Raw genomic sequence first — 24,511 nt, 5'->3', positions numbered from 1 at the left:
TTCAATAAAATTTACTTGTAATCAGTATTTCCAAAATGATCTAATACATTACTTAGTTAATTTATAATAAAAAATGACTTCATACAACTATTTTTAACTAAACTGTTACATATCCATTTCTAGTAAAACAGGGCAATGGTCACTTCCGAGTATTTGTGAATGAATCTCTGAATCTAGTATATTAGTTTTAAGTCTATTGGATACGATAAAATAATCTATTCTCCATCCAATGTTTCTTTCTCTTACTTTGTTCATATATGACCACCAAGAATAAGCGCCTTCTTTATTAGGATAAAGAAATCTATAAGAATCAACAAAGCCAGCATCAAGCAAATTTGTCATCTTTTCACGTTCTTCATCTGTGAATCCAGAGTTGCCCCTATTTGACTTTGGGTTCCTCAAATCAATTTCTTTATGAGCTACATTAAGGTCTCCACATAAAATTACAGGTTTGATGCCATCTAATTCCAAAAGATAAGTTCTCATATTTTCTTCCCATTGCAAACGATAATTAAGTCTTGCTAAATCTCTTTGAGCATTAGGTGTATAAACATTAACTAAATAAAATTTTTCAAACTCTAAAGTAATAATTCTACCTTCAGGGTCACTTTCATTATCTCCTACCCCATATGAGACAGATAGTGGTTTTATTTTTGTAAATACCGCTGTACCAGAATAACCTTTTTTCAAAGCGTAGTTCCAATATTGAAAATATCCTGCTAATTCTAAGTCAATTTGACCGTGCTGTAATTTTGACTCTTGAATGCAAAAAATATCTGCATCAATCTCATTAAAATAATCTAAAAATCCTTTCTTCACACATGCTCTTATTCCGTTAACATTCCAAGAAACCAATTTCATATACTATTCCTCACCACTGTTGAACTTATTTTGTTTGGATCGTTTTCACCTTTATGGAAAGCACTATATTTTCAATGTAGTAGCGTCTCACCACAGTAGTTTAACCTACAATCATGATCTCTTTTGAAGTAGCTTTGCTTAACATGACTTATTTCCTTCTCCCTTTTTGAGTAGCCCTGTTTTTGGTATTCTTCCGATGTAATTTTTTATTCGAATTAGTTTTAGAGCTATTCTTACTACCTTTATATGTGGATCTAGACTCATCGCTATGAGATTTATGTGATTGTCTCGACTTTGAACTTTGATTTTTAGACTTGGATGTTGATCTAGACTTGGATCCTTCCTTACCACCTTGACGAGAAGATTGATTCTTATTAGTTTTCTTTGAATAATTATTTTTTTTCTTACCCTTGTCGTCGTTCTTTGTTATTTTACCTACGTTTTGTTTTTCTATCTTGATGTTTAGATCTTTTTCAATCATATCAAGGACAGGTCGATCATTAGAAGAGTAAAAGGTAATAGCCTCTCCTGGCATACCTGCTCTACCAGTCCTCCCAATTCTGTGAACGTAGCTTTCGGCATCCTGTGGTATATCATAGTTAAAAACATGAGTAACTCCTTCAACATCTAGCCCTCTCGCTGCCACATCTGTTGCAACAAGCAATTGAAGTTGTACATCTCTAAAACGTTTCATCACTTGCTCTCTTTTAGCTTGTGATAAATCTCCATGTAGTTCATCACATAAATATCCTTTTGATTTCAATATGGTGTACAGCTTACTAACCCTTCTCTTGGTTCTACAAAATATGACTGCTAAATATGGACGCCGAGTATCAATTAAATGGAAGAGTGTAGCTTGTTTGGCACGATCAATTGTATGTATTGCTATTTGATTAACATTATCTGCGGGCCCTTGAATTTTTTCAACTTGAATATAAGTAGGATCATGCATATATTTTGATGCTAATTTTTTTATTTCTGTAGGTATTGTAGCAGAAAATAATAATGTTTGACGTTTATCAGGAGTCTCTTTAATTATTTCTTCTACTTCTGTTAAAAATCCTATGTTCAACATCTGGTCGGCCTCATCAAGTACGAGAATATCAATTGTAGATAAATCAATCGTTTTTCTTTTAATATGATCTAAAAGGCGACCTGGTGTTCCGACGACGATTTGAGTGTTTTGTTTTAATTTTTTTAGCTGTTTATCTACCTCTTGTCCACCATAAACAGCTAAAGCATGAACACCTTCTACATCCGCAATAAATTTATCTAATTCAGCAGTAATTTGTAAGGCTAGCTCTCTTGTTGGAGTTACAATAAGTGCTTGAATGTGTCCTTTGCTCGAATCAATCTTTTCTAAAATCGGTAACATGAAGGCAATTGTTTTACCAGTCCCAGTTTGTGCTTGTGCGATAACATCTTTATTTTCGAGTATGATTGGAATTGCTCGCTCCTGAATCGGTGTTGGTTGAAAAATCCCTTCATTTTTTAATGTATTGATTAATGTATTTGAAAGGTTTAATGACAAAAATTCTTTCATTTGCTATACCTGCTTTCTTATACGTGTTACGTTTTGTTTAATCTATGCGGTCTACCCTAGGCACGAACGATATGAACATCATCCTAAAACGATGAAAGGACAGTACCCCTAGTGAGATATCGCCCTTCTTAAACCCTATATTTATTGAAAGTTTTGTTTACAATAGTTAAATACTTGGATTTCTTCCTCTGCGTCTAAAGCCCAATCATAATATTTATTTGTATTTTTTTCAAAAATTTGATATTGCGCAACTTTATAATCATCTTCATAAGCTGCAAAGATAACTTTTATATATAAACCTTCAGGACTATATAAGTCATCATCTTCTGGTAGTTCAATATGTAAAAGAAATTCGTATCTATCTCCAACTAAAATCCCTGTAGGATCTTTTAGTTTTTCAACTGAATGACTAATAATATTCATTAATTCCTCTCCCTTTATACTTCCCTTGACCCAAAAATAATTAATCAATTGACCGAATAATTATGTTGAACTGTATTAAACAATAGATAAAAATAGTTAAATCCTATCTTACATTTTACCATAAATCATAATCCAACGTTCTTGCCTTGTGTTTCGTTGTATATGTTTTTTAAACCCTTTATAATAATCTTACTAACAGAATGGGTAAAAAAAAGTTAATTTTATTCCTATAAATAGTCTTGAGAATAAAGGACGACACGTAAAAACAACACGCTATGTGAAATTACCTTATTCAAATTCAAAATACTTATCATCAATTAGGTCAGATACTGGAACAATTTCAATGTTTCGTTCCTTAAATTGCTTCATTGATTGTGAAATTCCAGTATAACAAACTTTACCTGTGACACCAACATGTCCAATTGCAATCCCGGCTCCTTGCTCTTCAGCCACTTCTGCTAATTTTAACATTTGATTACTCACATGTGAAACAGATGAAACATCATCTAGAAAGATATCTCTTTTCAAGATAGGTACACTTAGCTCTTCAGCAATTTCAGGAAACTTGGATTTAGGGCTGGTACCACTATCTACAATATACATATCTTTCTGTTTTACTACTTCAACGATAGCTCTGACTATGTCTTCGTTTTCGACAACGAGAGACCCCATATGATTATTTAGTCCTTTAGCATAAGGAACACTTTCGATTGCTTCAGTTACTCTTCTTTTCACTTCTGATACAGGAAGGTCAATCGTAATAGGCTTGGGACCTAACCATGATTTTTTTCCTTTCTTCGGCTGCATAGGTAAATGGACCATGATCTCAAAACCATTTTTATGTGCTAACATAGCATGTTCAATTGAGTTCTCGGCAAAAGGCATAACAGCAACTGTGATTGGAATATCACTTTTCAGAAACTCCATAACCCCTCCATCTCCACCACCAAAATCATCAATTATTATTGCTGACTTTATTATAGTTTCTTCCCCATATACAGTATGCGGTGCTAATATGCCAACAAAAAGCAAAAGTAAACAAATAATAAAACGTTTCAAATTCATCCCACCTATAAATGTTAGTCTTATTATTGTTTGTTATTACCTAACTGCTATTCATTGACTAAAATAAACTAAACAAAAAATTATCGACCTATGTTTTATCAATCAATTGCTATCAAATGTACATATGTGTATATGTTTTAATAAGAGTGAAAAATTATGTTTGGTACTCTTATTATCTAACGAAATATCTAATAAAATGAGTAAGTTATTTTTCAGATACGTTATTTATTCAAAAAACTTATTTTACGAGGGGATGCTCAAATATAGCTAAATAAAGACTTTGATTGATAAAATAGTTTCTAAATAATTACAAATCAGTTCAACCGAAATAAATAATAGTTGTATGCAAAAAAGACTAAGTTTAATTTTTGCACAGAAACAGCTGTTTAAACATGTCGATACACTTTATGTTTAAACAGCTGACATTCTCTTTTCTTTAAGTTAAGTCCCTAATTAGGCTCGACGTGCACATGGATATCATATACCTCATGTTCCTTTATTAAAACATTTTCCACCATTGTCGATATATCATGAGCATCACGGATATTTAAATTAGAATTCACAAGAATAACAATGTCTACTACAGCGTTATTCCCATATCTCCTTCCTCTAATCTCTTTTACCCCTTTTACGCCATATAAACTAAGAACTGTTTCTTTGTAACAGCTTATGAGCTCTTCATCAAAACCGTCTGTTAAATGTAGCGATGCATCTTGAAAGATTCCCCATGCTGTTTTGCAAATAAGAATTGCTACTATGATTGCAGTTAGAGGATCTAACCAAGGCAAATTTAGCTGAGAACCGATTATACCTACTGCAGTTCCTATACTAACCCATGCATCTGATAGGTTATCTTTAGCTGCTGCGAGTACTGCTTGACTTTTTATCTTTGTTCCTAATTTTTTGTTATAAAGGTATACAAAATACATGACTAATGCACCAACAACACCTGTCCATGCAGAAATCATATCAGGGGATTGGTGTTGTCCATTAACTACGGAGACAACTGCGTCATATAACACTTGTATACCTACAAACATCATAATAAATGAAGCAATGAGTGAGGCAACAGTTTCAGCTTTCCAATGGCCGTATGGATGATTTTTATCGGGTGGCTTCCTAGAAAATTTAAGGCCAACTAACACTGCTACTGATGCAATGATGTCTGTTGCATTATTTAGTCCATCAGCGATTAATGCTTGAGAATTTGCCATATTCCCAATTAATAATTTCAAAGTTGACAAGCATATATAAGCAATGATACTTATCATTGCGCCACGTTCACCCATTTTTAGTTCTTGATATTTTTGTTGCTCCATAATTTACCCCTCCACTTATGTTACGTAACATGATATCAACTATACATCGTGTGGGTCTAGAGCAACCTTTTTTCCTCAAACTTTACTATTAATAGGTGTCAAAAAAAGTTTCATCTAGTAAAAACTATTCTCCCCTTTCCAATTGATTCTTATGTCGTGCATATAGTGCAAACATTATAATAGCCAATAAAAGCAGCATCGATAAAACGATAAAAATATTCCTATGACTCATCTCTGCTACTAACCCTTTTTGTTGTTGCATCGTCAATAATATCCCTGTTAATGTTACACCAAATGCGCCTCCAATGAATTGCGTTAATTGTGCCATTCCCATACCAGATCCTATTTCAGAACTAGGTAAAATCCTCGTTAATTCATTAGAAATACTTGAAGTAAGTGCAGAAAAACCAACACTCATGAACATATATGTTACAAGGATGAAGTATGGAGATATACTAGCTAGGATTGCAAATAAAACAGTCGCAATCATAAGAAACGTTTGTCCGAAAATGATTAAAGGTATATTGCCGAATTTATCTATTAATCTTCCAATAAACTGTGCAGCTACTGCAGATAAAATCGCACCAGGAAAAATAATCATCCCAATTGCAGCAGGTTCCATATTATACACATTTGCTAAAATAAGTGGTAATAAGAATAAGGAGGCAAAGTGTATTATAAATGCAGAAAAAGCAATAAATAATAGCTTTAAATATTGTTTATTTTTAAGTAGTGCCGGTTGAATAAATGGAAGTTCAATTTTACCTATATGTCTCCACATAATAAAAATTAACATAATTGTAGTTATTAAAATGACATACGAAAAAGTTGAAAGAAACAATAACAAGCCAGTTACACATAAAGCAGTAAGAATTCCACCAATCGTATCAAACTTTACCTTCTTCACTTCCTCATGAGGTAATAGTTTCAAAAAAATAGGAATAAACAGTAAAACGAGACCTGTTACAGCGAAAAGATAATTCCAGCCCAAATATTGCGTAATTGCCCCACCTATTACAGGACCTAACCCAAAACCTAGTGAAGCAGCCGATGAAATAAGTGCCATCGCCTTCCCTCTTCTAGAAAGTGGAATGTAACGACTTGCAAGCACCATAGCAAGTCCTGGAACCGCCCCCGCTCCAGCAGCTTGAAATATTCGTGCAACAAGCAATACTAAAAAGCTTTGAGAGAGAAACCCTAATACGGATGCAACACCTAATATTGTCAAGCCTATAAGTAACAGCCTTGAAATGGGAATATAGTCAGATAGTCGACTAAATGTTAACGTTGCAATAGCAAAAGACACTGAATATGCAGAAACAATCCATGATGCTGACGAAGAAGATAAAGATAAATCTTGTAGCACACTCGGCAATGCTACATTAAACATCGTTGTATTCATAACAACAAGCCATACAGTAAAACTCCATATAAGGACAATTTTGTTTTCTTGTATCTGTTCATTGTGCGCCTGTTTGCTAGCAGGAACAGAAATTGAAGTCATTTAAACCCACCTTCACTTATTAAATTACTAATAGAAACCAAAAGAAGTCATTTTCCATCAAGGTTCATTTCGGAAATTTTGTTGAAATTGAGATAAAATATTACAGAAGTGTATAAATTTATGCAATAGATTTTATTTTAAAATGAGAAAAGGTGCCACGAACACTTCATATATACGTATTTTATTTCTTAGTACGAAAAGCAACAAATCCGAAAACAGCCTTCATCAATATTAAATGTATTAATATTACTATTCGCATGAACGACTTACTATTTCGAATAGATAAAATTTACGTGCTCTTATTAATCATAAAGCGAAAAGAGGGATTTTGAAAAGAATAATGCTTATAGCTTCCATAGTGGAGTTGCTTCATTCATTGAACAAAAGATCAGCTTCTGATTTATCAGTTGGTGACTCTATGCCAACTAATTGAAAGATCGAGCTATAAAGGCGGGGGGATTAATCCATTAATTATGGTAGTTTTAAGTTACGCTTGTTCTTTATCCATTTTTGTGAAATATTGTGGTTTTAAAATGATAAGGAAAACTGTGGTCGTATTGATTGTTGATCTACGTACTAAGATATAAGCACGGATACACCTAGCGTTCGTGGCATCTTTTCATTTGAATAACGATGACTAATACCATTCAATCACTATTTATAGTACTAATTTGATTACAATAGCAACAATGTTTACGATAAGAGGCGTAAAGAAAAAGGTTTGTGGAATTTTATGTTCATATATAAAGAAAGTTTTTTCTCAACTAAAGGACTCTAAATAGAGAGTATTTCAGGGCAAGAGTGAGAAATGCTAAAAGCAGCAATCTTTAAGGGGAAAGAAAAAAATATGGATATATCTATTCGAAAAGCTGAGATGAACGACTACGAGTTATTGTTGCCTTTATTTAAGCAGGTTCACACGTACGTGCAAGACCAGATTTATACATAGACAATCCGAATCCAGTCGAGCAAGAATTCTTTGAACGTCAATTGAAAGATGGTAAACAACATATTTTTGTGGCTAACGTAGGCAAGGATATAGTCGGAGTTATAGTGACGAAGGAAGAAGAAACAGCCGAAAATTCTTTTGTCAGAGCGAGGAAAGTATTATATATTAACAGTTTATCAGTTGCTGAAACGCATAGGAAGAAAGGCATCGGAAAAAAGCTAACTACATATGTTTTTGATTTCGGGAAGAGTCTCACAGTTGATAGTATTGAATTGGGAGTGTCCGAGAAAAATACATCTGCCATTGAGTTTTATAGGTCAATCGGAATGACTACAAAGAGTAGAAGAATGGAACTTAAAATTATTTAACAGGTGCTAACTATAAACGTAAATAAGGGTATCTGCGTTAACACATCTATATCATTCCAACACGTTAACAGTTATCGCATCAGTTAAAACAACCACCAGTGAACAAGTACTTACAACTATTATAAGGGAATTAGACGCTGGTTTTTGTAAAACAATCACATACACTGATCGTTAACCGTAGCTTATAGACGAACACAGCGGTTTTTTACACTATCGCCTTTCAACTCTCTTTTCACTACAGATATGAAAAAGACCAAATCATCGAGTAGATTTGGTCTATTGCTTTTTTATTAAACTGAAATACGGATTCCTTGTAGGTTTGGAAAGTTAAGATTACGAATTTACTTTGTGATTTGAATCGAATAATCGACTATTTCCTCCCCGGACCATGTATAAGCTATAATGTAGTAAGTACCCATTGGGAGGTGAAAAACATTGTCATGAAGTGGCTCTGCTACAATTTCACCATTCTCATTCTCAACTACAACATTATAATTTCCACCTGATTGATTAAGGTCAATTGTCACTTCTCCATCATCCACCATATCAAAATAGTACCAATCAGTATGATCTCCTACTTCATATTCAAGAGATCCAACAATACTTTCTCCAATGAAATTCGCATTAGATTTTCGATTGTTTGGCTCAGTTTCGGTTATTTGTACATCATCATGAACATTGATACTAACTATTGTCACACTCGTTTCTCCAAAATCATCGGTAACAGTTAATTGCACATCAAACGAACCTACTTCTTCATAAACATGTGTTGGATTTGCAATTGAACTCGTATGACCGTCACCGAAATCCCACTCGTAAGAAGTTATCCACCCATCTTCATCATACGAATCAGTACTATTGAACGTAACTGCTTCATTTACAATTACACTACTAGGTGCGTTTATGATAGCTACCGGAGCAATATTTGTACTAGTATTATCGTAAGATACTGACATAGTATAATCAGCAGATTCTCCAGACCATGTATAAGCGATTACATAATACCTTCCTGTGGATAGTGTCATTGTATTATTTCTTAACGGCTCGCCTATACGATTACCATTTTCATCTTCTACTAAGACATTAATATCTCCACCTGTTATTGTTACATCTACAACGATATCGCCTGCTCCATCAACATCAAAGTAAAACCAGTCTGTATGATCTCCCGTTGCATAATCTAAAGAGCCACTAATTTCACCTTCAAACCGTATGTTATTTGCAGCAGATTTTCGGTTATTTGGTTCCGTTTCAGTGCCTTCTGCACCAGATTCTTCTACAACTATCGTCTTAGTGATATAACCAGTAGATCCTTCATTATCTGTTACCGATAATGTTACGACAAATGAGCCGACTTCTTCATAAATATGAATCGGGTTTTCCTCTAAGCTTATGTTTCCATCTCCAAAATCCCATTCATATTTCACAATAGAGCCGTCTTCATCATATGAACCATCACCTGTGAATAAAGTCGATTCATTAACTACAACACTAGCAGGTGCATTAATCACTGCAATTGGTACACTGTTATTCGTTTCGCCTCCATAAATTCCATGAAAGACTACGTCAAACTCGAATTGTCCATTTGAATTGACTCGATGATTTACAAAGTAAGCAGTAACAGTTTTATAACCACTCCAAACGCCACTATAATCTAGTTCATTTAACACTGTATTCGTAACATCATCCATCTCAGCAATATCAACGGCTTCGCCACGAGATGAGCTTTCACTAATATATGTTCCTTCAAGCGTAAATGTTTCAAAGAATGTCGATGATTTTATTGTCACATCAGCATTATCTAAATTCATCAAACTAGTAATATCATTCTGAATTTGTGTTATAGACCTTTCAGAATGCTCGTATAAATACTCATCATCTACTAAAACAGTGCGGTACTCTCCATTCGTGTAATTTTCCCACATCTCATTCATATGCTGCTGGTATGCTGCCTCGACTGCTTGATCTTGAGAAAGATCATCTACATATTGCTTATAAAGAGTTGAAGCTCTTTCAAAATCTTCGTTAGCTACAATTTCATTTAAGTCATTTAAAATATATAAATAGTCACCACTGTTACCGTTGACCATAAAATCATAGAAGCTGTATGCATAATCATAATAATCAAAACCATATAAATCATAAGTAGCATTTATCACTTGTTCAACTGTAAACCTAGTGGATGGGTCTCCTATTTCCTCAACCATCACATTTCTACCGTCTACACCAATTCTAGTAGAACCAGCGAAAAATTCGGCACCGCCTTCGCCGAACCAAGGTAAATTGTTATTGTCATCGTACAAAGGAGTGTCAGCATAAAATCCTGGTATTAGAAATCTACTCATTAAGTAATGCGTGTATTCATGTCGAAACAACTCTTCTAATTCAAACCTACTATCTCCTGCTGCCACACTTCTATCCCATGTATAGAATAATCCTTCACTTTCTATATATCTACCACCATTTTCAACACTATAATCATAATTTAATAAGCCATTCATAAGTTGGTATTCAAATTTACTGTTATACACAATTGATAATAAGTTGTCATCAGGATTCCCTGGTCCGTCGGCTGGATAATCGGTCCCAGAAAACCTATGAAACTGTGACTTTACTTCTCTTGCTGCCCAATACATTCTTTTTATTTTGTCCTCTGGTACGTCATCTCCTGCCCAAATTGTAAACTCACCATCTTCGAACACATATTCATTACCGAAATATCGGTCAACAAATGAATCATAAGGTGCCACTCTGGCTACAGTTGTTCCATTTGCATCCACGCCGTTATATTGCCAGTAAATATGATAAAGTGCTAAATATTCCCTTGCACCCCATCTATTGTATACTGTATCAAGAGCTTCTGTAATAGCTTCATAGCCATAATACTCATTAGAATGATATCCCCCTACGTTAAAATGAAGGATCAGCCACATTGTGTTGTCTAATGCCCATACTAAGCGGTAATCTTCTTCCATCTCATAAATAAAACGAGTTATTTGTTCTATTAAATAATCTAACCCAGCATTAAACTCCCAACCTGTTGTTCCAAAGTTATATTTTGTTTGCCAATCAAGTGAATAAATAAATTCAATATAAGCATCAATTGCTTCATCATATTCAGCATACAATGTCAAATTAGTAGTAAACTCCCGAACAACATCACCAAATTTATAGTACACATCACTATCTGTAACCGCATGATTTAAAAACCAGCTTAATTGAGTGATCAAGTAGTTGCCTTCAGGCTTGTCACTAAAGCCAACATTACGATTGTCTAACACTGCATTGATCGCTGGATTTACTTTCTCTCGGTACTCCAAGTCATCATAAAAGCTTAATTCACGATATTCATCTGATTTATAAAAAGGTCTGTTCGCCATCTCTATAAGATTGATTAAACCTACATCATCTGTTTCGCTCCACTGAGGAGCTTGTTGTACAATTGCGTCTAATAATGCTTGATGGCGGCTTTCATCAACATAAAAGTCAACAGCATCTGAGCTAAACGTCCAAAAATCCTCTATATCGTCGACGCTATTAAGATCATATATTAGGTAGTCTATTAAGCTGTCATATGACAAATTATTTAAATAAGCAAAGTTTGTAACTGTGCTAGTTGCTGTTACTACATTGTTTTCGCTGTTATTAGCTTTTTTTGTTCGAACCGTATTATGAACATCATTCCGTTCATATAAGCTACTCGCGTCTGAAATTGTCAAATCGCTATATCCAGGTGCATGTTGTAACGGCTTTTTTATTTCCTCTCTTCCTTTGACAATAGTAGTATAATCATTGTTAATTGAGTTGGCTTGAGTTAAAGAGCCTGTCGATAAAATAACAGATAATACGAGGATAATGCTTGTAATTTTGTACATGACCTTTCGTTTTGTTGACAACATAATTCCTCCTTTTTGTATAGTTATACTATTTTCGTAATTTTCTGTCTTTTTAAACTCGAAATATTGACTTAATAAGCGTAAACATACCGGAATCAATTCCTACAAATTTTCCTGGAATTAATCAACTAAACGTGGCCCCTCCCTTCAAGGAAAAAATATAAAACCATACAACACCTCTTTCCTAATATTTAGACAACAATACCGCTGATTGTTCGCCATGTTAATATAAATTGCAAATGATATACCAAAACTAAAGTAACAACTAATATTTACTACATTTGAACTACATAAAAAAAAGGAAATAAAATGTCATTATTTCCAATGAGACTTATGTATGATATTTAAATACGTATATGAAAGAAGTTAAATATGCTGTGTATATTTTTATACATTGTTATGTATAAAAATATATACATAACTGACATTTGATAAAATATAAAACATCAGCCAACATTCAGCTTTAAATAATCTTGAATGAAAATATATCAATTAGCATGCTTAGGAAATGAATGACACAATAAAAAAGAGTAACTAGTACTCCTTAAATGTTTAATACTATAAATATTAGCTTCAAATCATGTTCTCAAAAGATAATTTTTAAGTCGCTCTTTTCGTAAACTGTGTTGTTTATACTTGGATTTGAGAAAACTGATGTCAATGATTTAACTTTTATATCCTAAATATAGATGCCTCTAACGTTAGTTATATTCGCGTATAATTCTTTCTATGGAAACCTACTTAATGTCTTCATTCCTACAACAATAGATGCGAAACCATTCTTTATAAATATACAATGTCCTTTAAGTCAAACTAATTTATGCTTTGTGTTGATTTATCGGATCATATAATTAAAAACTTGTCCCTTAGGCAAAACAATATTTCTAGATTTGATGAGCTCTTCCGTTACAAAAGTATAAAAGAAGTGGTAGTACCAAAGAAAAAATTCTCCATATGTTGTTTCCTCTGCATATAGAGATTGAGAAAAATAGTTAACAAGGTCATTATGATAGCATAATAATATGTAAATTAAGTCGTCTCGAATAACACCTGCAATATCAAATAACGATCCATATTCGTTCTCATTTAAAATTGGTAGCATTAGTTTTTCATTATATAACAAATGTAATTTTTCTAATCCCATCTGAATTTGCTTTGGAAGTGTTGCATCTCCATCGTAGTGCTCTACGATCCTATCTAATATCAACTCTTTACTTTGTACTATATTAATAGAGGAATAATTAAAATGATTTTCTAATTGTTCCGTAGATAAAGTTAAAAACTGATCTTTGTTATACCGTGAATTGCCATACATACAGTATGTATATTTCCCCATTTGTCGATAATCATTACCATAAATACCGAATGGTTCTAAAGATGAATTTGGATTCTTTGCTAATAATGCAAAAAAATAATGTTTGTTATTTCTATTTGGTTTTTCTGATTTTAAATATAGTTTTTCAACATTTTGTATTTGAAAATTATCGAGAAGCACATCACTTAACATAAACAGGGAAAGTTCTTCAAAAGTAAACTTTTGAAATGCAGGAATGTTATATGTTTCTTCTTTAATTTCGTGCATTTTTCCACATATCAACTTAACAATGTTCTGACCGATTTTCCTACTTAACTGATATAACTCTCTTCCATCATCTTCTGAAACGATAGGGAATGTTGGTAGAAAATAGTTATTCACATACTTAACTAGCCCTTCTAGACGTAATTTATCAATTTTTTGCATGAGGTCAACTTCTGATATTGATAGTAAACTCACGATCTCATCCATCGAAACTCTCGCATGTAATAACACACAAAGTTCATTCAGTTGATCTTTGGATATATCAATGTCTGGATAATTATTCCCAGTAGAAATTAATCTACTTTCATAATCATTTTGACGCAAATTTAACAACATTGCTTTATCCATTTTTCTTCCTCCTTAAACTTCATTCTAAATCTATTGGACATTAAAAAGATTATTATACAAAGGCAAACAATTTCATTAACTTCATAACACAGGAGAATACGAGAATACACCTTATTAAGTATACCATTATTTGGTTGCTTAACTCATAAAAATAGAATACTAGTAAGTAAGGTTTTCTTACATACTAGTATTCTTTGTATCATTTCACCAGTTCAAGTTCATAATCAACAGCATTGCCCTCCCATGTATAAACAATGACATAATACCTTCCGGGAGATACATTAAATGTAGGGTTAACTATAGGTTCTGCTACTCGATTTCCATTTTCATCTTCCACTAAGATATTATAGTCAGTACCGCTAATTTTCGTTTCATGAATTGTTACTACACCTTCTGTATTAACGTCGAAGTAATACCAATCGGTGTGATCATTGCTTCCATAGTCTAAAGCACCAGTCATGACTGATTCAATAAGATTTGCTTCTGATTGTCTATCATTTGGTTCTGATTCAGTAGCTACCCCTCCATTACCTGGTTCAGTTTGTTCAGCATTTAACGCTAGTGTATAATCAACCCATTCACCAGCCCAAGTATAGACTACAATATAATATCGGCCAGTTGTAGCATGAAAGCTCGCATCTGTTAATGGTTCTGCTATACGATTGCCACTTTCATCTTCTACTAACACATTAAAGTCTGTACCGTCTAGTATCGATACATCAATTGTAAGAGCTCCTGCACCATCTACATCAAAAAAGTACCAATCTGTATGGTCTGATGAAGTTGCATAATCAAGGGAGCCTGACAATAGATCACCATAGGTAAGCATATTTGCTTCTGTTTGCCTATCATTTGGTTCTGATTCTATCAATGCACCACTGGCATTATTTACATTTACAGTCATACTTATGCTATCTGTCGCACCTTCATTATCCCTAACAATTAATTGTACAGTAAAAATACCAGCTTCAGTGTACAAATGAGTAGGGTTTTCTCTTGCACTCGTATTACCGTCTCCAAAATCCCACTGAAAACTAACGATAGAGCCGTCTGAATCATAAGAGTCCGTGCTATAGAATTGAACCGTTTCACCAACAATTAACTGACTATTACCACTTATTATTGCTATTGGATTGCTGTTAGTAGAATTACCAGTATATTTTCCATGAAAAACTACATCATACTCGTATTGTCCACTTGCATTAACTCGATGATTTACAAAATAAGCTGTTAACGTTTCATATCCGCTCCATTGACCAGTTCTAGATAAGTCAATAATGACTTGATTGACAATGTCATTCATATTTTGAAAGTCTTCCATTTCTCCATATGAAGTTCCTCCAACATATTCTCCTGAAAGAGTATACGTATTAAAGAAATCAGCTGTGTATATGTTTTGTGTTACATTGTTTAAGTTTATTTCAGCAGTAATATCACTGTTTATTTCAGCAAGTGATTTCTCCGGGTGATTACTTACATAAACATCTGAAACTAACGGTACACCCCATTGATTTTTATTATCGTATAAATATGCTAAATGGTTTTGATACTCATTTTCTAAATTAGCATCCCTTGATAACTGATCCATATAACGATCAAAACCTACTTCGTCTTCATTTGCCACAAGTTCATTTATACGATAAAAGATGTCAATGTGCTTATTTATAATAAAATCATAGAAAGCATATGAATAGTCATAAAAATCCCAACCTAAGCTGTATGATGCATGTAAAACAGTATCTAGTGTATAACGATCCGCTGGATTAGCTGAAATACCTTCAACTTTTGTTGCTCTAGGTTCAACTCCAGTTCTCGTTGCTCCAGCAAAAAATTCCCCACCTCCTTCTTCAAACCATGCTAAACGATCACCATCATATAAAGGAGTATTTCCCCACAACCCTGGAACAACATATCTACTTTGCAAATAGTGGAAATACTCATGTCGAAATAATTCCTCTAGTTCATAAATACTATCTGTCGGTACTTCTCTATCCCAAGTAAAAAAAGTCCCCCAGCTTTCAATATAAATTCCACCATTATCTGTGCCAACACCATTAATAAATCTATTTAATTTATATTCTTCTTTATTATTGTAAATAATTGTTGTAAGTGTATCATCAGGATTTCCTTCCTCAACAGGTGAATCTACTCCAAAATATCTATGAAATTGAGCTTTCTCTTCCTTTGCTGCCCAATATATTCTTTGAATCTCTTCGGTTGTTACTTGATTTCCTGCTTTAATAATGATTTCTCCATTATCAAAAATATAATGTTGGCCATAATAGTAATCTTCGTAAGCTGTTTTAATTTGTTCATAATTAATAGGACCGCCTAGATCATCTATTTTTTTCGCAACAGCTAAATACAAACCACTATAATAAGGAAATGTAGCTATCGCATCAGTAAATACATTTAAAGTAAAGTCAGGATTACTATGAAATCGTCCTTCTTCACCTATTACCCAAATTCCATTATCAATAAGCCACTCTGAATCTGTTCCAACAAATTGACTAAACTCCAAAATCTTTGCTACCTCATTTAAAAAAGAGTCTACTCTACCGTACCATGGGGCTTCTTGAACCGATGTATATGATCCACTATAGTAATTAAAATAAAGATTATATTCAAAGCCATTTAGCAGAGCATAAATCGCATCAGTTTTTGATAAATCATTAATATAAGTATTTACTCTAACATTAAATTCTTCAATAACAGGTAAGACAGCATTAAAAATATTTATATCCGGCGTCCCATGATTCATTAAAAAACCGATTTGCGTCAGTATCTCTTCCTGTGTTGTTGTGCCAAGCTCAAAATGACGATTAGTTACAACCGAGGAAATAGCCTCATTCATTTCATACCTAAATGTTAAATCTTGTAAGTGAGATAATTCAGGAGTAGGGTTATCAAAGCCGATATAAAATCCTCTATTAAGAACTTCGATTAAAGTTGGTAGTCCAACATCATCATTAGCTGTATAAAGAGAGCCTCTTTCCACAATAGCATCTCTTAAAGCTAACAGTCTAGTTCTATCGCTATAAAACTCTACTGCGTCAACGCTATAGTTCCAAAAGTCAGAAATATTTTCTGTTGTCATTGTCACAAGCAAACCTACTAAACTTTCATTTGAGTATGTTAATAAATCTTTGAATGTATATACATTTTCTACAGCAGCAGATTTTATTGTGGATGCTCTCTCATTACGAGGTGGTGCAGTAGGATAAAGTGTAAGTTTCTCACCTCTTTCAACATGTATAGTTTCTTCATAATCTTTATTATTTGAATCTAACTGAGGGATAGATGATCGAACTATCTCGTTAATATTAATATTACCCTCCTCTCGCTTTATTGCGTTGCTACCTTGAGCATAACTACTTCCACCGACAGGAGATAATATACTCGTTGCTAAGAAAACACTACATAAATTACACATTAATTTCTTCTTAATGCCCATTTAATGTTAATTCCTCCTTGTTAAAATGGTATTATGCCAATACTCAGCTGCTTATATCAGCTACATAAAACATTAAATTGTATGAGATTTTCAAGTTTGAATAAATGTTAATTATTGATTATTTTTAATTTTCTGATATTTTAAATCGTAAATTTGAATTTGTTTAATGTTTTACAATTTAATAATACCAGAAATAATTGTTTGCTTAATTCATCCTGTAAACAAGTTATAATTGCTTTTTATACAAAATAATGCCAAATACTCAGTATTTCAATAAATAAAATAAACATATTGATACACGTTTCTTACAAGGCTGTTTTAGTAAAAATTATGTTTTTAGCAATTAAGAATAAACAAGTATACAGTATTTTCTTCTTAAAAGATGACTGTTGCGTAAAAGGACTTTTTTATTTTCTAGTTTTAGACTCATATTAAGAAAGTTTACGAAAATAGCCTTCAACAAACAAGATGTTTTGCATAGGCTATTTTCGCATACTAAACTTGAAAAATTACTATAGTTCGTAGCTTCTTCCATAAACTTCTATCATGCACATCAGTGTCTCAAATGTAAGTAAAGAAAGCTGCAAAATTTACGACAATAGAGATTGAATTTGCCCCTATTAAAGACAGCTTCTATTTACTATTTAAAGTACAACTTGTATACTGCACTAAATTTGTAAAGTATCGTTAGTAGATGATGCTATATTGTTTAAGATAAACAAACAGAATTTTAACATATATAGGTGTAGAATTTATTCCAGAAATTTACGAAACTTCCTTTAAAGGTGCGTGAATAAACCCTATAAAAAAATTAAGATCAAATGCAAAAACAGCATTATTATAAAGTTATTTTATTAATCTCGTGTTAAAAGAATTTTACCTACACTTCTGTCATCACTTTCTCCTATAACACGAATTTGCAAGCCATATGTCGGTATGTTACGCCCTGCATCTGCTACTTTACTGTTTAGGTAAGATTGGCTGTCATCAAATAGTGTATTTTGTTGAGTAAAGTTATCTCTAATGCTTGCACCATAATAATCATCGTAGTCTAAATAGACTTTTTCCGATTTTACTAAACCAAATGCAGCATCGTGAATTTGTGTATCAGTATATGTGATGTACCCATCTGTCCAAGTGACCATTTGTTGATCAGCATCAACTACACCTAAATAACCATCTCCGGGATGATCACCAACAGCATTATTGTCTTGGGTATGATCAACGTACCATATCACCAACCCTGGCTTATAGGATAAGTATACGGGTTTACTTGTGATTGGACGAATGTGACTCAATGCCTTGTCTACCCCTTGATGGTTTCTCCATTCTAATAAATAGTAGTGCTCACCACTATATGTCCCAGTTGCTTTCGTGAACCCATCTAAAATAGCAGATGTCTCACCTTCTGCATCATCAAGGAAGATTTCTTCTCCATCAGTAACAACACTAATATCATCAACCCAAAAGCCTGTTTCAACTGTGTTAGTATCTGTAAAATAATGAAATTTTAATTGGATTGTTGCGCCTACAAATGCTGATAAATCAAAAACACCATCTATCCATCCATCACTTTTTCCTGTAATTCCATGTCCGGAATTATTATTATCTTCCTGTGCCTCAGTTGTCGTTATATTCCCTTCTATGGATACCCACTCATTAGTTCCATCCTCTTTTATTTGAACCGAAGCAAAATCCCATCCTTCTTCAATTTGATAAGAAGTTTTAAATGTAAGTAAAGCGTCAGTTGATGTATTCGTTAAGTCTAAATTAAAAACCAACTCGTTAGCTAAATAGTTACCTCTACCGCTGTAATATGCGTAAGTCCCACTATAGGGTTCTTCTATTGTAATTTCTTTATTAGGTAGTTCTATTTTCACTACATCACTATTCGTTCCTTTAGTACTTGCTTGATCAAGCAATATTTCTAGACCGTTACTATCAATATCTTCAACAGAAATTGTATTACCTGTTAACCAATTCCCTCCAAAAGTAGCCTGTAATATCTCTTTTGCATAAGGACTAAACCCAGGTGGTTCTGTTTGTGGGATTTCACCAGCCCAACTACCAGAAGCCATTAGAGACCAGAAAGAAATAGGTTCTCCTAATCCAGAATTTTCATATTCATCAAGTAAACCCAAAGCGTGAGCAAACTCATGTGCAAAAATAGCTGCTCCTCCTGTCGCTCCTTGTATTGTATAAGAATACCCCTTTAGCTCTGTACCATCGAGATTAATTGGTTCATCAATATGCCAATAATGCGGCCAAATTGTTTCATCACTGGTAATATTATCTGACATAAAAACACCATCTTCAGCAACAGTTGATTGCACAACCATTACATAATCAATTATCCCATCTGGCTCAAAGATATTTCCATCATTGTCGAAATCATATTGATCCATCTGATCGTATTTAGATAAGTCAATATTGTTTGCTGCTACATCTTCACCAAATTCTTTTAGGACATCTTCAACTAATTCGTACCTGCGCTCATATTCATGATTTTCATCTCCATAATAAGTTGAAGGTTTATCAACGGTATACCACCCGAATACCTCCCCATCAATCGTGTGACTTCCTCCAGATTGTTCCTCGTAAAATTGTTTCACAGAGATCAACTTGTCACCATTTGGTCCTTCATAACCATTCTCTCCAAACACGAGCCCTTCAAAGTGTTCTTTATTATAGTCCTCATAATACAATTCAGTATCATTAGAAAGAATGTCATTAACAGGATGATCAGGATACTCTGCTAAAAGTACAACGACATTACTAACAGTCTGCTCCCCATTCCACGCTTCCGGATTCACAATTTCTACATCCTCAGCCAATCCCAACTTATTTCCATTACCTTTTCTAATCCCATTACTTGTCCCATTTATGCCTCTTTTGTCGTAAGCAGACTGGATAAGTTTTAACCGTTTCGATTCTTCTTTATCTAGCTCAATGATTTCTCCACTAAACATATAAGGATTATTTTGAGATTGATTTTGACCTCTGCTCTTTAACTCTGAAGCACCATTGGCAATAGAAACGGTCATTAAACTAATTCCTAATGAAATAATAGCTATGGTAGATATTATTGTTTTTTGCAATATGATTCTCCCTTCTATTTTTAATCGTTTTACCCAAGGAAATAATATGTTTTTTTTCTATTTTTTTCAATAGTGTAAATTCACTGATTATTATGAGCAATATTAAACTATTTATATAGGACTATTTCAGTATTTATAAGAGAAAAGAAAAAAAGCCTTTCATTCTTCTTGTTTTTTTAAAAAGGTGTACTTCAAACCAGATGAAGCAATATTATGATTACGTATGGATGTAATAGATTATCAAATTAATAAAATTTAATAACCGTGATAAAAGACATTCTTTATTACCTTTTCAATATTTTAGATTCTTTTCCTAAACTTTGTAGCTATGGCTCTTAAATTAGTCGAATATGTCACTCTACACAACAATCATCGTTTTATAGAAGACAAACAGAGCGGTAGTGAAAATCTTTAACTAGATAATTCTGCAGATGAAAATGGCTAATTTGTCTGCAAAGGTATAATTATGGGAATTATAATATGAAACATATGCATTATGGGGAAAAGGACAAATTAACCTATAACTTACAAAATAGATGTAAACTAAGGTTAATAGTTCAGGGGGGAGTTGTTAAAGGAATCCTCAGAGGATATGATCAAATAAATTTAGCAAGGCACACCCCAACAACCCAATTAAATAAAATCGGCATTTAATTGGATTGTGAGGAATATCATTATCTTTATTGTTAATTTTTTTATCACCATCGAAAATAGACAACTGACAATTTAACAATTGTAACATTTATAATTTCGAAGATCATTCCATAAATAACAGTTTTTTTCCATAGATTGTTGCTTTTCTTTCTTAAATATAAATATCATTCATTCGTGGAATCTTTTCTACGTTTAAAATAATTGAGTTGTCAAAAACTTACCATACTGTCTATTTTAATAAGTAAACACCAAAATTTACGAGAAGAGCCTAAATAATAAAACTATTATTCATAAGAAATAAAATGTACATTGCCCCTTATTACCTGTTGATTTTGCTGATTAATGGCACTAACATCAAAATTCATTTTATTATTACAGATTTTTGTCAATGTAGCTTTCAATGTAATAATATCGTTTAAGAAGACCATACTTTTAAAGCGAATTGAATAGTCTTGAATAAAACCATCTTGCAAAAAAGGGCTAAACAACTTAGATAAATTCCCCATCGTCCACATCCCATGAGCAATTATCCCTGGTAAACCTGCTTTTTGAGCTTCTTCATCAATCGTATGAATCGGATTGTAGTCACCAGATGCGCCAGCATATTTAATTAAATCTAAACGAGAAACAGGTGGTAATTCGACATTACTCAGTGCATCGCCCACCTTAAGTTCAGCCAATTCTATCACCTGTTCATCTCCTTTCGCAAGGCAGAATTAATAATGATCGTCGACTTACCAGTAAATATTATGTTACCGCTTACATCTTCTCCGTAGCTTTTCAGCACTAAGAAGCCCAACTCTCCACTATTGCTCGTTTTATCATAATAATCCTCTACTTCCTGATAACAAAGTATCTCTTCATTAACAAGTAGTGGCCTTTCATAATGATATATTTCTTCTCCGTGGATCAGCCCTTTCTTAGGGAGTTGTAAATCTTCAATTACACCATAATTTAATACTCTTGGAAATGTTACTGGTGCAATATTAGTTTTGTATCGAGATTGCGTCCCTACTTCCTCATCTATAAAAATAGGGTGAGGATTACCAATTGCCTCAGCAAATTTTTTGACAGCTCCTCTTTCAATGGTGTTTCTTTGTTTTTTAGAACGACTGCCTATTAATTTACTAAACAAACTATAACACCCCCAAATGACTCGTTAATTTTTTGGACCTCCAGCGACGTAGATGACCTGCCCATTAACAAATGATGATTTTTCATCTGCAAAAAATGTTACAGCATTTGCAATATCATTCGGCTTACCCGTCCTTCCAACAGGGATCGTTGCTATACTAGCCTGAATTAAATCTTCAAATGATACACCAATTCTTCTAGCTGTTTCTTTGGTCATTTCCGTTTCTATGAATCCTGGTGCAACTGCATTTGCAGTAACGCCATATTTACCCAATTCAATAGCTAGTGTTTTCGTAAATCCTTGTAAACCAGCCTTGGCAGCTGCATAATTTACTTGTCCTCGATTACCAAGCGCAGAAGTTGAAGATATATTAATAATTCGACCATAATTATTTTTCACCATATGTTTTTGAGCAGCACGAGTGACATTAAATGATCCTTTTAAATGAACATCCATAACGGTCTGCCAATCATCATCAGTCATTTTAAATAATAAATTGTCACGAATAATACCCGCATTGTTTACGAGTATATCTATCGATCCATATTTGTTATATACTTCATCAATCGTTGCATTTACGACAACAGGATCAACAACATTAACGACTTTTGAAAAAACTTCGAATCCTTTTTCCTGAAATTGCTGAGAAGCTTCATATAATGCTTCTTCATTTATATCAAAAATAGCTACTTTTGCACCTTCCTCAGCAAATTGTTCAGCAATGCTTTTTCCTATTCCTCTGCTTCCCCCAGTTACAATTGCTACTTTATTATGAAACCTTCCTGTCATGAGTTATATCTCCTTCCAAAAAAATCTTCTTAACCGAATTGTCCTACTTTTACATGACCTTTTAATAGATTTCTAGAAATGATTAAGCGCTGTATTTCATCTGTTCCATCAAAGATCCTCCAGAGCCTTGCCTCTCGGTACCATCTTTCTATTGGAAGTTCCTTCGTATATCCCATTCCACCATGAATTTGCAGCACACGATCTACTACTCTATTACCCATATTTGCTCCGTATAATTTTGCAATAGATGCTGCATGACGATTGTCTTCACCTTGGTCAAGAGTAAATGCCGCATTTAACACAAGCCAGCGTGCAGCTTCAATTTCAACAGCACAATCGGCAATTTGCCATTGTATAGCTTGTCTCGTAGCAATCGGTTTCCCAAATGTCTCTCTCTCTTGAGCGTAATCAATTGCCATCTGAAGTAGTCTTTCAGATGCACCAACTGCACGTGCCCCTACTATCCACCTTGCAAAGCCTATCCACTCCAAGCCTAACTTATAGCCTCCATTAATCTCTCCAAGTATATTTTCTTCTGGTACACGTACATTTTCAAAAACTAAACTTGCAGGTCCACCTTCTCCCATCGTTAAAATTTCTTCTGATCTCCAGCCCATGTCTCTGTCAACAATAAAACAAGTCACCCCATCCCTACCTGTTGCTTGATGCATTTCTTTGTCAGTAATAGCGATAACCATAACAAAATCAGCATCATTACCACCTGTAATAAACGTCTTTTCTCCATTTAAAACCCATTCATTTCCTTCTTTAACCGCAGTCATTTTTATGTTTCTCGTATCTGAACCTGCACTTGGTTCTGTTATGGCAAAACACGATTTTTTCTCACCATCAATGGTAGGAATTAAGTACTTTTTCTTTTGTTCCTCATTTGCGTAATATAGAATGATATCTGCAGAACCACCAAACATAAAAGGTACAAAAGTTTTCGAAACTTCCATAAGAACTATTGCTAACATCATCTGCCCTAGATCTGCTCCTCCATATTCTTTTGGCGTACTAATACCCCAAAAACCAGCTTCTTTCGCCTTTAATTGAAGCTCTTTCAATTTACTTGCAGGAAGACCTGGCTTCCCTTCACGTTCATTTCTGAGAACGTCGTTTTCAAGAGGGATTAGTTCTTTTTCAACAAATTTTCTAATTGTTTTTTGAACCATTTTCTGCTCATCGGTTAACCTTAAATTCATAAAATCAACTCCACATTTTATTTTTTGAATTTTCCGAATTAATAAGCTATAGTACACCGTTGAAGTAGCGTAATACACTTTCTTTTTTACCCTGGAAACAATCATTCATATTATATATTTTTTGCAAGAAAAGTAGAGATTGTTAATGTACAGTTTGGTAACACCTTTAACTTTAAGTAAGAGGCACCCTCCTTTCACTTATTAACAGGCTCTTTTCGTCATATTTGTTGTTATAGTATCTAAATAGGCACAGCAACACTTAAATAATTTTTACTAGTTGACATCAATTTCTTAAAAAAGAAAAGATGCCACGAATTCTAG

Annotated in this window: 15 protein-coding genes; 1 reads left to right on the top strand and 14 read right to left on the bottom strand. The window is 33.6% G+C overall.

Going from position 1 to position 24,511, the window contains the following annotated elements; all coding sequences use genetic code 11:
• Positions 1–105: 105 nt before the first annotated feature.
• The 6 genes from SLH52_RS13935 to SLH52_RS13910 form a co-directional block, all read right to left on the bottom strand.
• Positions 106–861, bottom strand: a complete 756-nt coding sequence (locus SLH52_RS13935) for an exodeoxyribonuclease III (protein ID WP_320209886.1) — start codon at positions 859–861, stop codon at positions 106–108.
• A gap of 148 nt (positions 862–1,009) precedes the next feature.
• Positions 1,010–2,404, bottom strand: coding sequence for a DEAD/DEAH box helicase (locus SLH52_RS13930; protein WP_320209885.1), 1,395 nt, complete (start codon positions 2,402–2,404; stop codon positions 1,010–1,012).
• 141 nt (positions 2,405–2,545) lie between these two features.
• Positions 2,546–2,827: a DUF6509 family protein gene (locus SLH52_RS13925; protein WP_320209884.1), complete on the bottom strand. Its 282-nt coding sequence runs from the start codon at positions 2,825–2,827 to the stop codon at positions 2,546–2,548.
• A gap of 288 nt (positions 2,828–3,115) precedes the next feature.
• On the bottom strand, positions 3,116–3,892 hold the full coding sequence (locus SLH52_RS13920; protein WP_320209883.1) for a divergent polysaccharide deacetylase family protein: 777 nt from the start codon (positions 3,890–3,892) through the stop codon (positions 3,116–3,118).
• Positions 3,893–4,341: 449 nt separating this feature from the next.
• Positions 4,342–5,211, bottom strand: coding sequence for a cation diffusion facilitator family transporter (locus SLH52_RS13915; RefSeq protein ID WP_320209882.1), 870 nt, complete (start codon positions 5,209–5,211; stop codon positions 4,342–4,344).
• Between the two features lie 124 nt (positions 5,212–5,335).
• A complete protein-coding gene (locus SLH52_RS13910; protein ID WP_320209881.1) occupies positions 5,336–6,715 on the bottom strand; it encodes an MFS transporter in 1,380 nt (459 codons plus the stop codon).
• 990 nt (positions 6,716–7,705) lie between these two features.
• Here SLH52_RS13910 and SLH52_RS13905 point away from each other — a divergent pair.
• Positions 7,706–8,032, top strand: coding sequence for a GNAT family N-acetyltransferase (locus SLH52_RS13905; RefSeq protein ID WP_320209880.1), 327 nt, complete (start codon positions 7,706–7,708; stop codon positions 8,030–8,032).
• 341 nt (positions 8,033–8,373) lie between these two features.
• On the opposite strand, the gene SLH52_RS13900 is transcribed toward SLH52_RS13905, so the two are convergent.
• From SLH52_RS13900 to SLH52_RS13865, 8 genes are all read right to left on the bottom strand, one after another.
• Positions 8,374–11,928: a PKD domain-containing protein gene (locus SLH52_RS13900; RefSeq protein ID WP_320209879.1), complete on the bottom strand. Its 3,555-nt coding sequence runs from the start codon at positions 11,926–11,928 to the stop codon at positions 8,374–8,376.
• Between the two features lie 835 nt (positions 11,929–12,763).
• Positions 12,764–13,855 carry a hypothetical protein gene (locus tag SLH52_RS13895; protein ID WP_320209878.1) on the bottom strand — a complete coding sequence of 364 codons (1,092 nt, stop codon included), beginning with the start codon at positions 13,853–13,855 and terminating at the stop codon, positions 12,764–12,766.
• Between the two features lie 199 nt (positions 13,856–14,054).
• Positions 14,055–17,309: a collagenase gene (locus tag SLH52_RS13890; protein ID WP_320209877.1), complete on the bottom strand. Its 3,255-nt coding sequence runs from the start codon at positions 17,307–17,309 to the stop codon at positions 14,055–14,057.
• 854 nt (positions 17,310–18,163) lie between these two features.
• The gene (locus SLH52_RS13885; protein ID WP_320209876.1) at positions 18,164–20,407 is read right to left on the bottom strand and encodes an immune inhibitor A domain-containing protein; all 2,244 of its coding nucleotides are present in this window, start codon (positions 20,405–20,407) and stop codon (positions 18,164–18,166) included.
• Positions 20,408–21,345: 938 nt separating this feature from the next.
• Positions 21,346–21,750: a MaoC/PaaZ C-terminal domain-containing protein gene (locus SLH52_RS13880; RefSeq protein ID WP_320209875.1), complete on the bottom strand. Its 405-nt coding sequence runs from the start codon at positions 21,748–21,750 to the stop codon at positions 21,346–21,348.
• Complete coding sequence (locus SLH52_RS13875) at positions 21,747–22,196, bottom strand: MaoC family dehydratase N-terminal domain-containing protein (protein WP_320209874.1); 450 nt, start codon at positions 22,194–22,196, stop codon at positions 21,747–21,749. The genes SLH52_RS13880 and SLH52_RS13875 overlap by 4 nt, the downstream gene beginning before the upstream one ends.
• A gap of 24 nt (positions 22,197–22,220) precedes the next feature.
• Positions 22,221–22,985, bottom strand: coding sequence for a 3-oxoacyl-ACP reductase FabG (gene fabG / locus SLH52_RS13870; protein ID WP_320209873.1), 765 nt, complete (start codon positions 22,983–22,985; stop codon positions 22,221–22,223).
• A gap of 29 nt (positions 22,986–23,014) precedes the next feature.
• A complete protein-coding gene (locus SLH52_RS13865; RefSeq protein ID WP_320209872.1) occupies positions 23,015–24,190 on the bottom strand; it encodes an acyl-CoA dehydrogenase family protein in 1,176 nt (391 codons plus the stop codon).
• Positions 24,191–24,511 lie beyond the last annotated feature (321 nt).

It is taken from the genome of Cytobacillus sp. IB215665, from assembly GCF_033963835.1.
In the GTDB taxonomy this organism is placed as follows: domain Bacteria; phylum Bacillota; class Bacilli; order Bacillales; family SM2101; genus Nanhaiella.
Note: the sequence above shows the minus strand (reverse complement) of the source record. Positions and strands in the feature narration are given on the sequence as shown.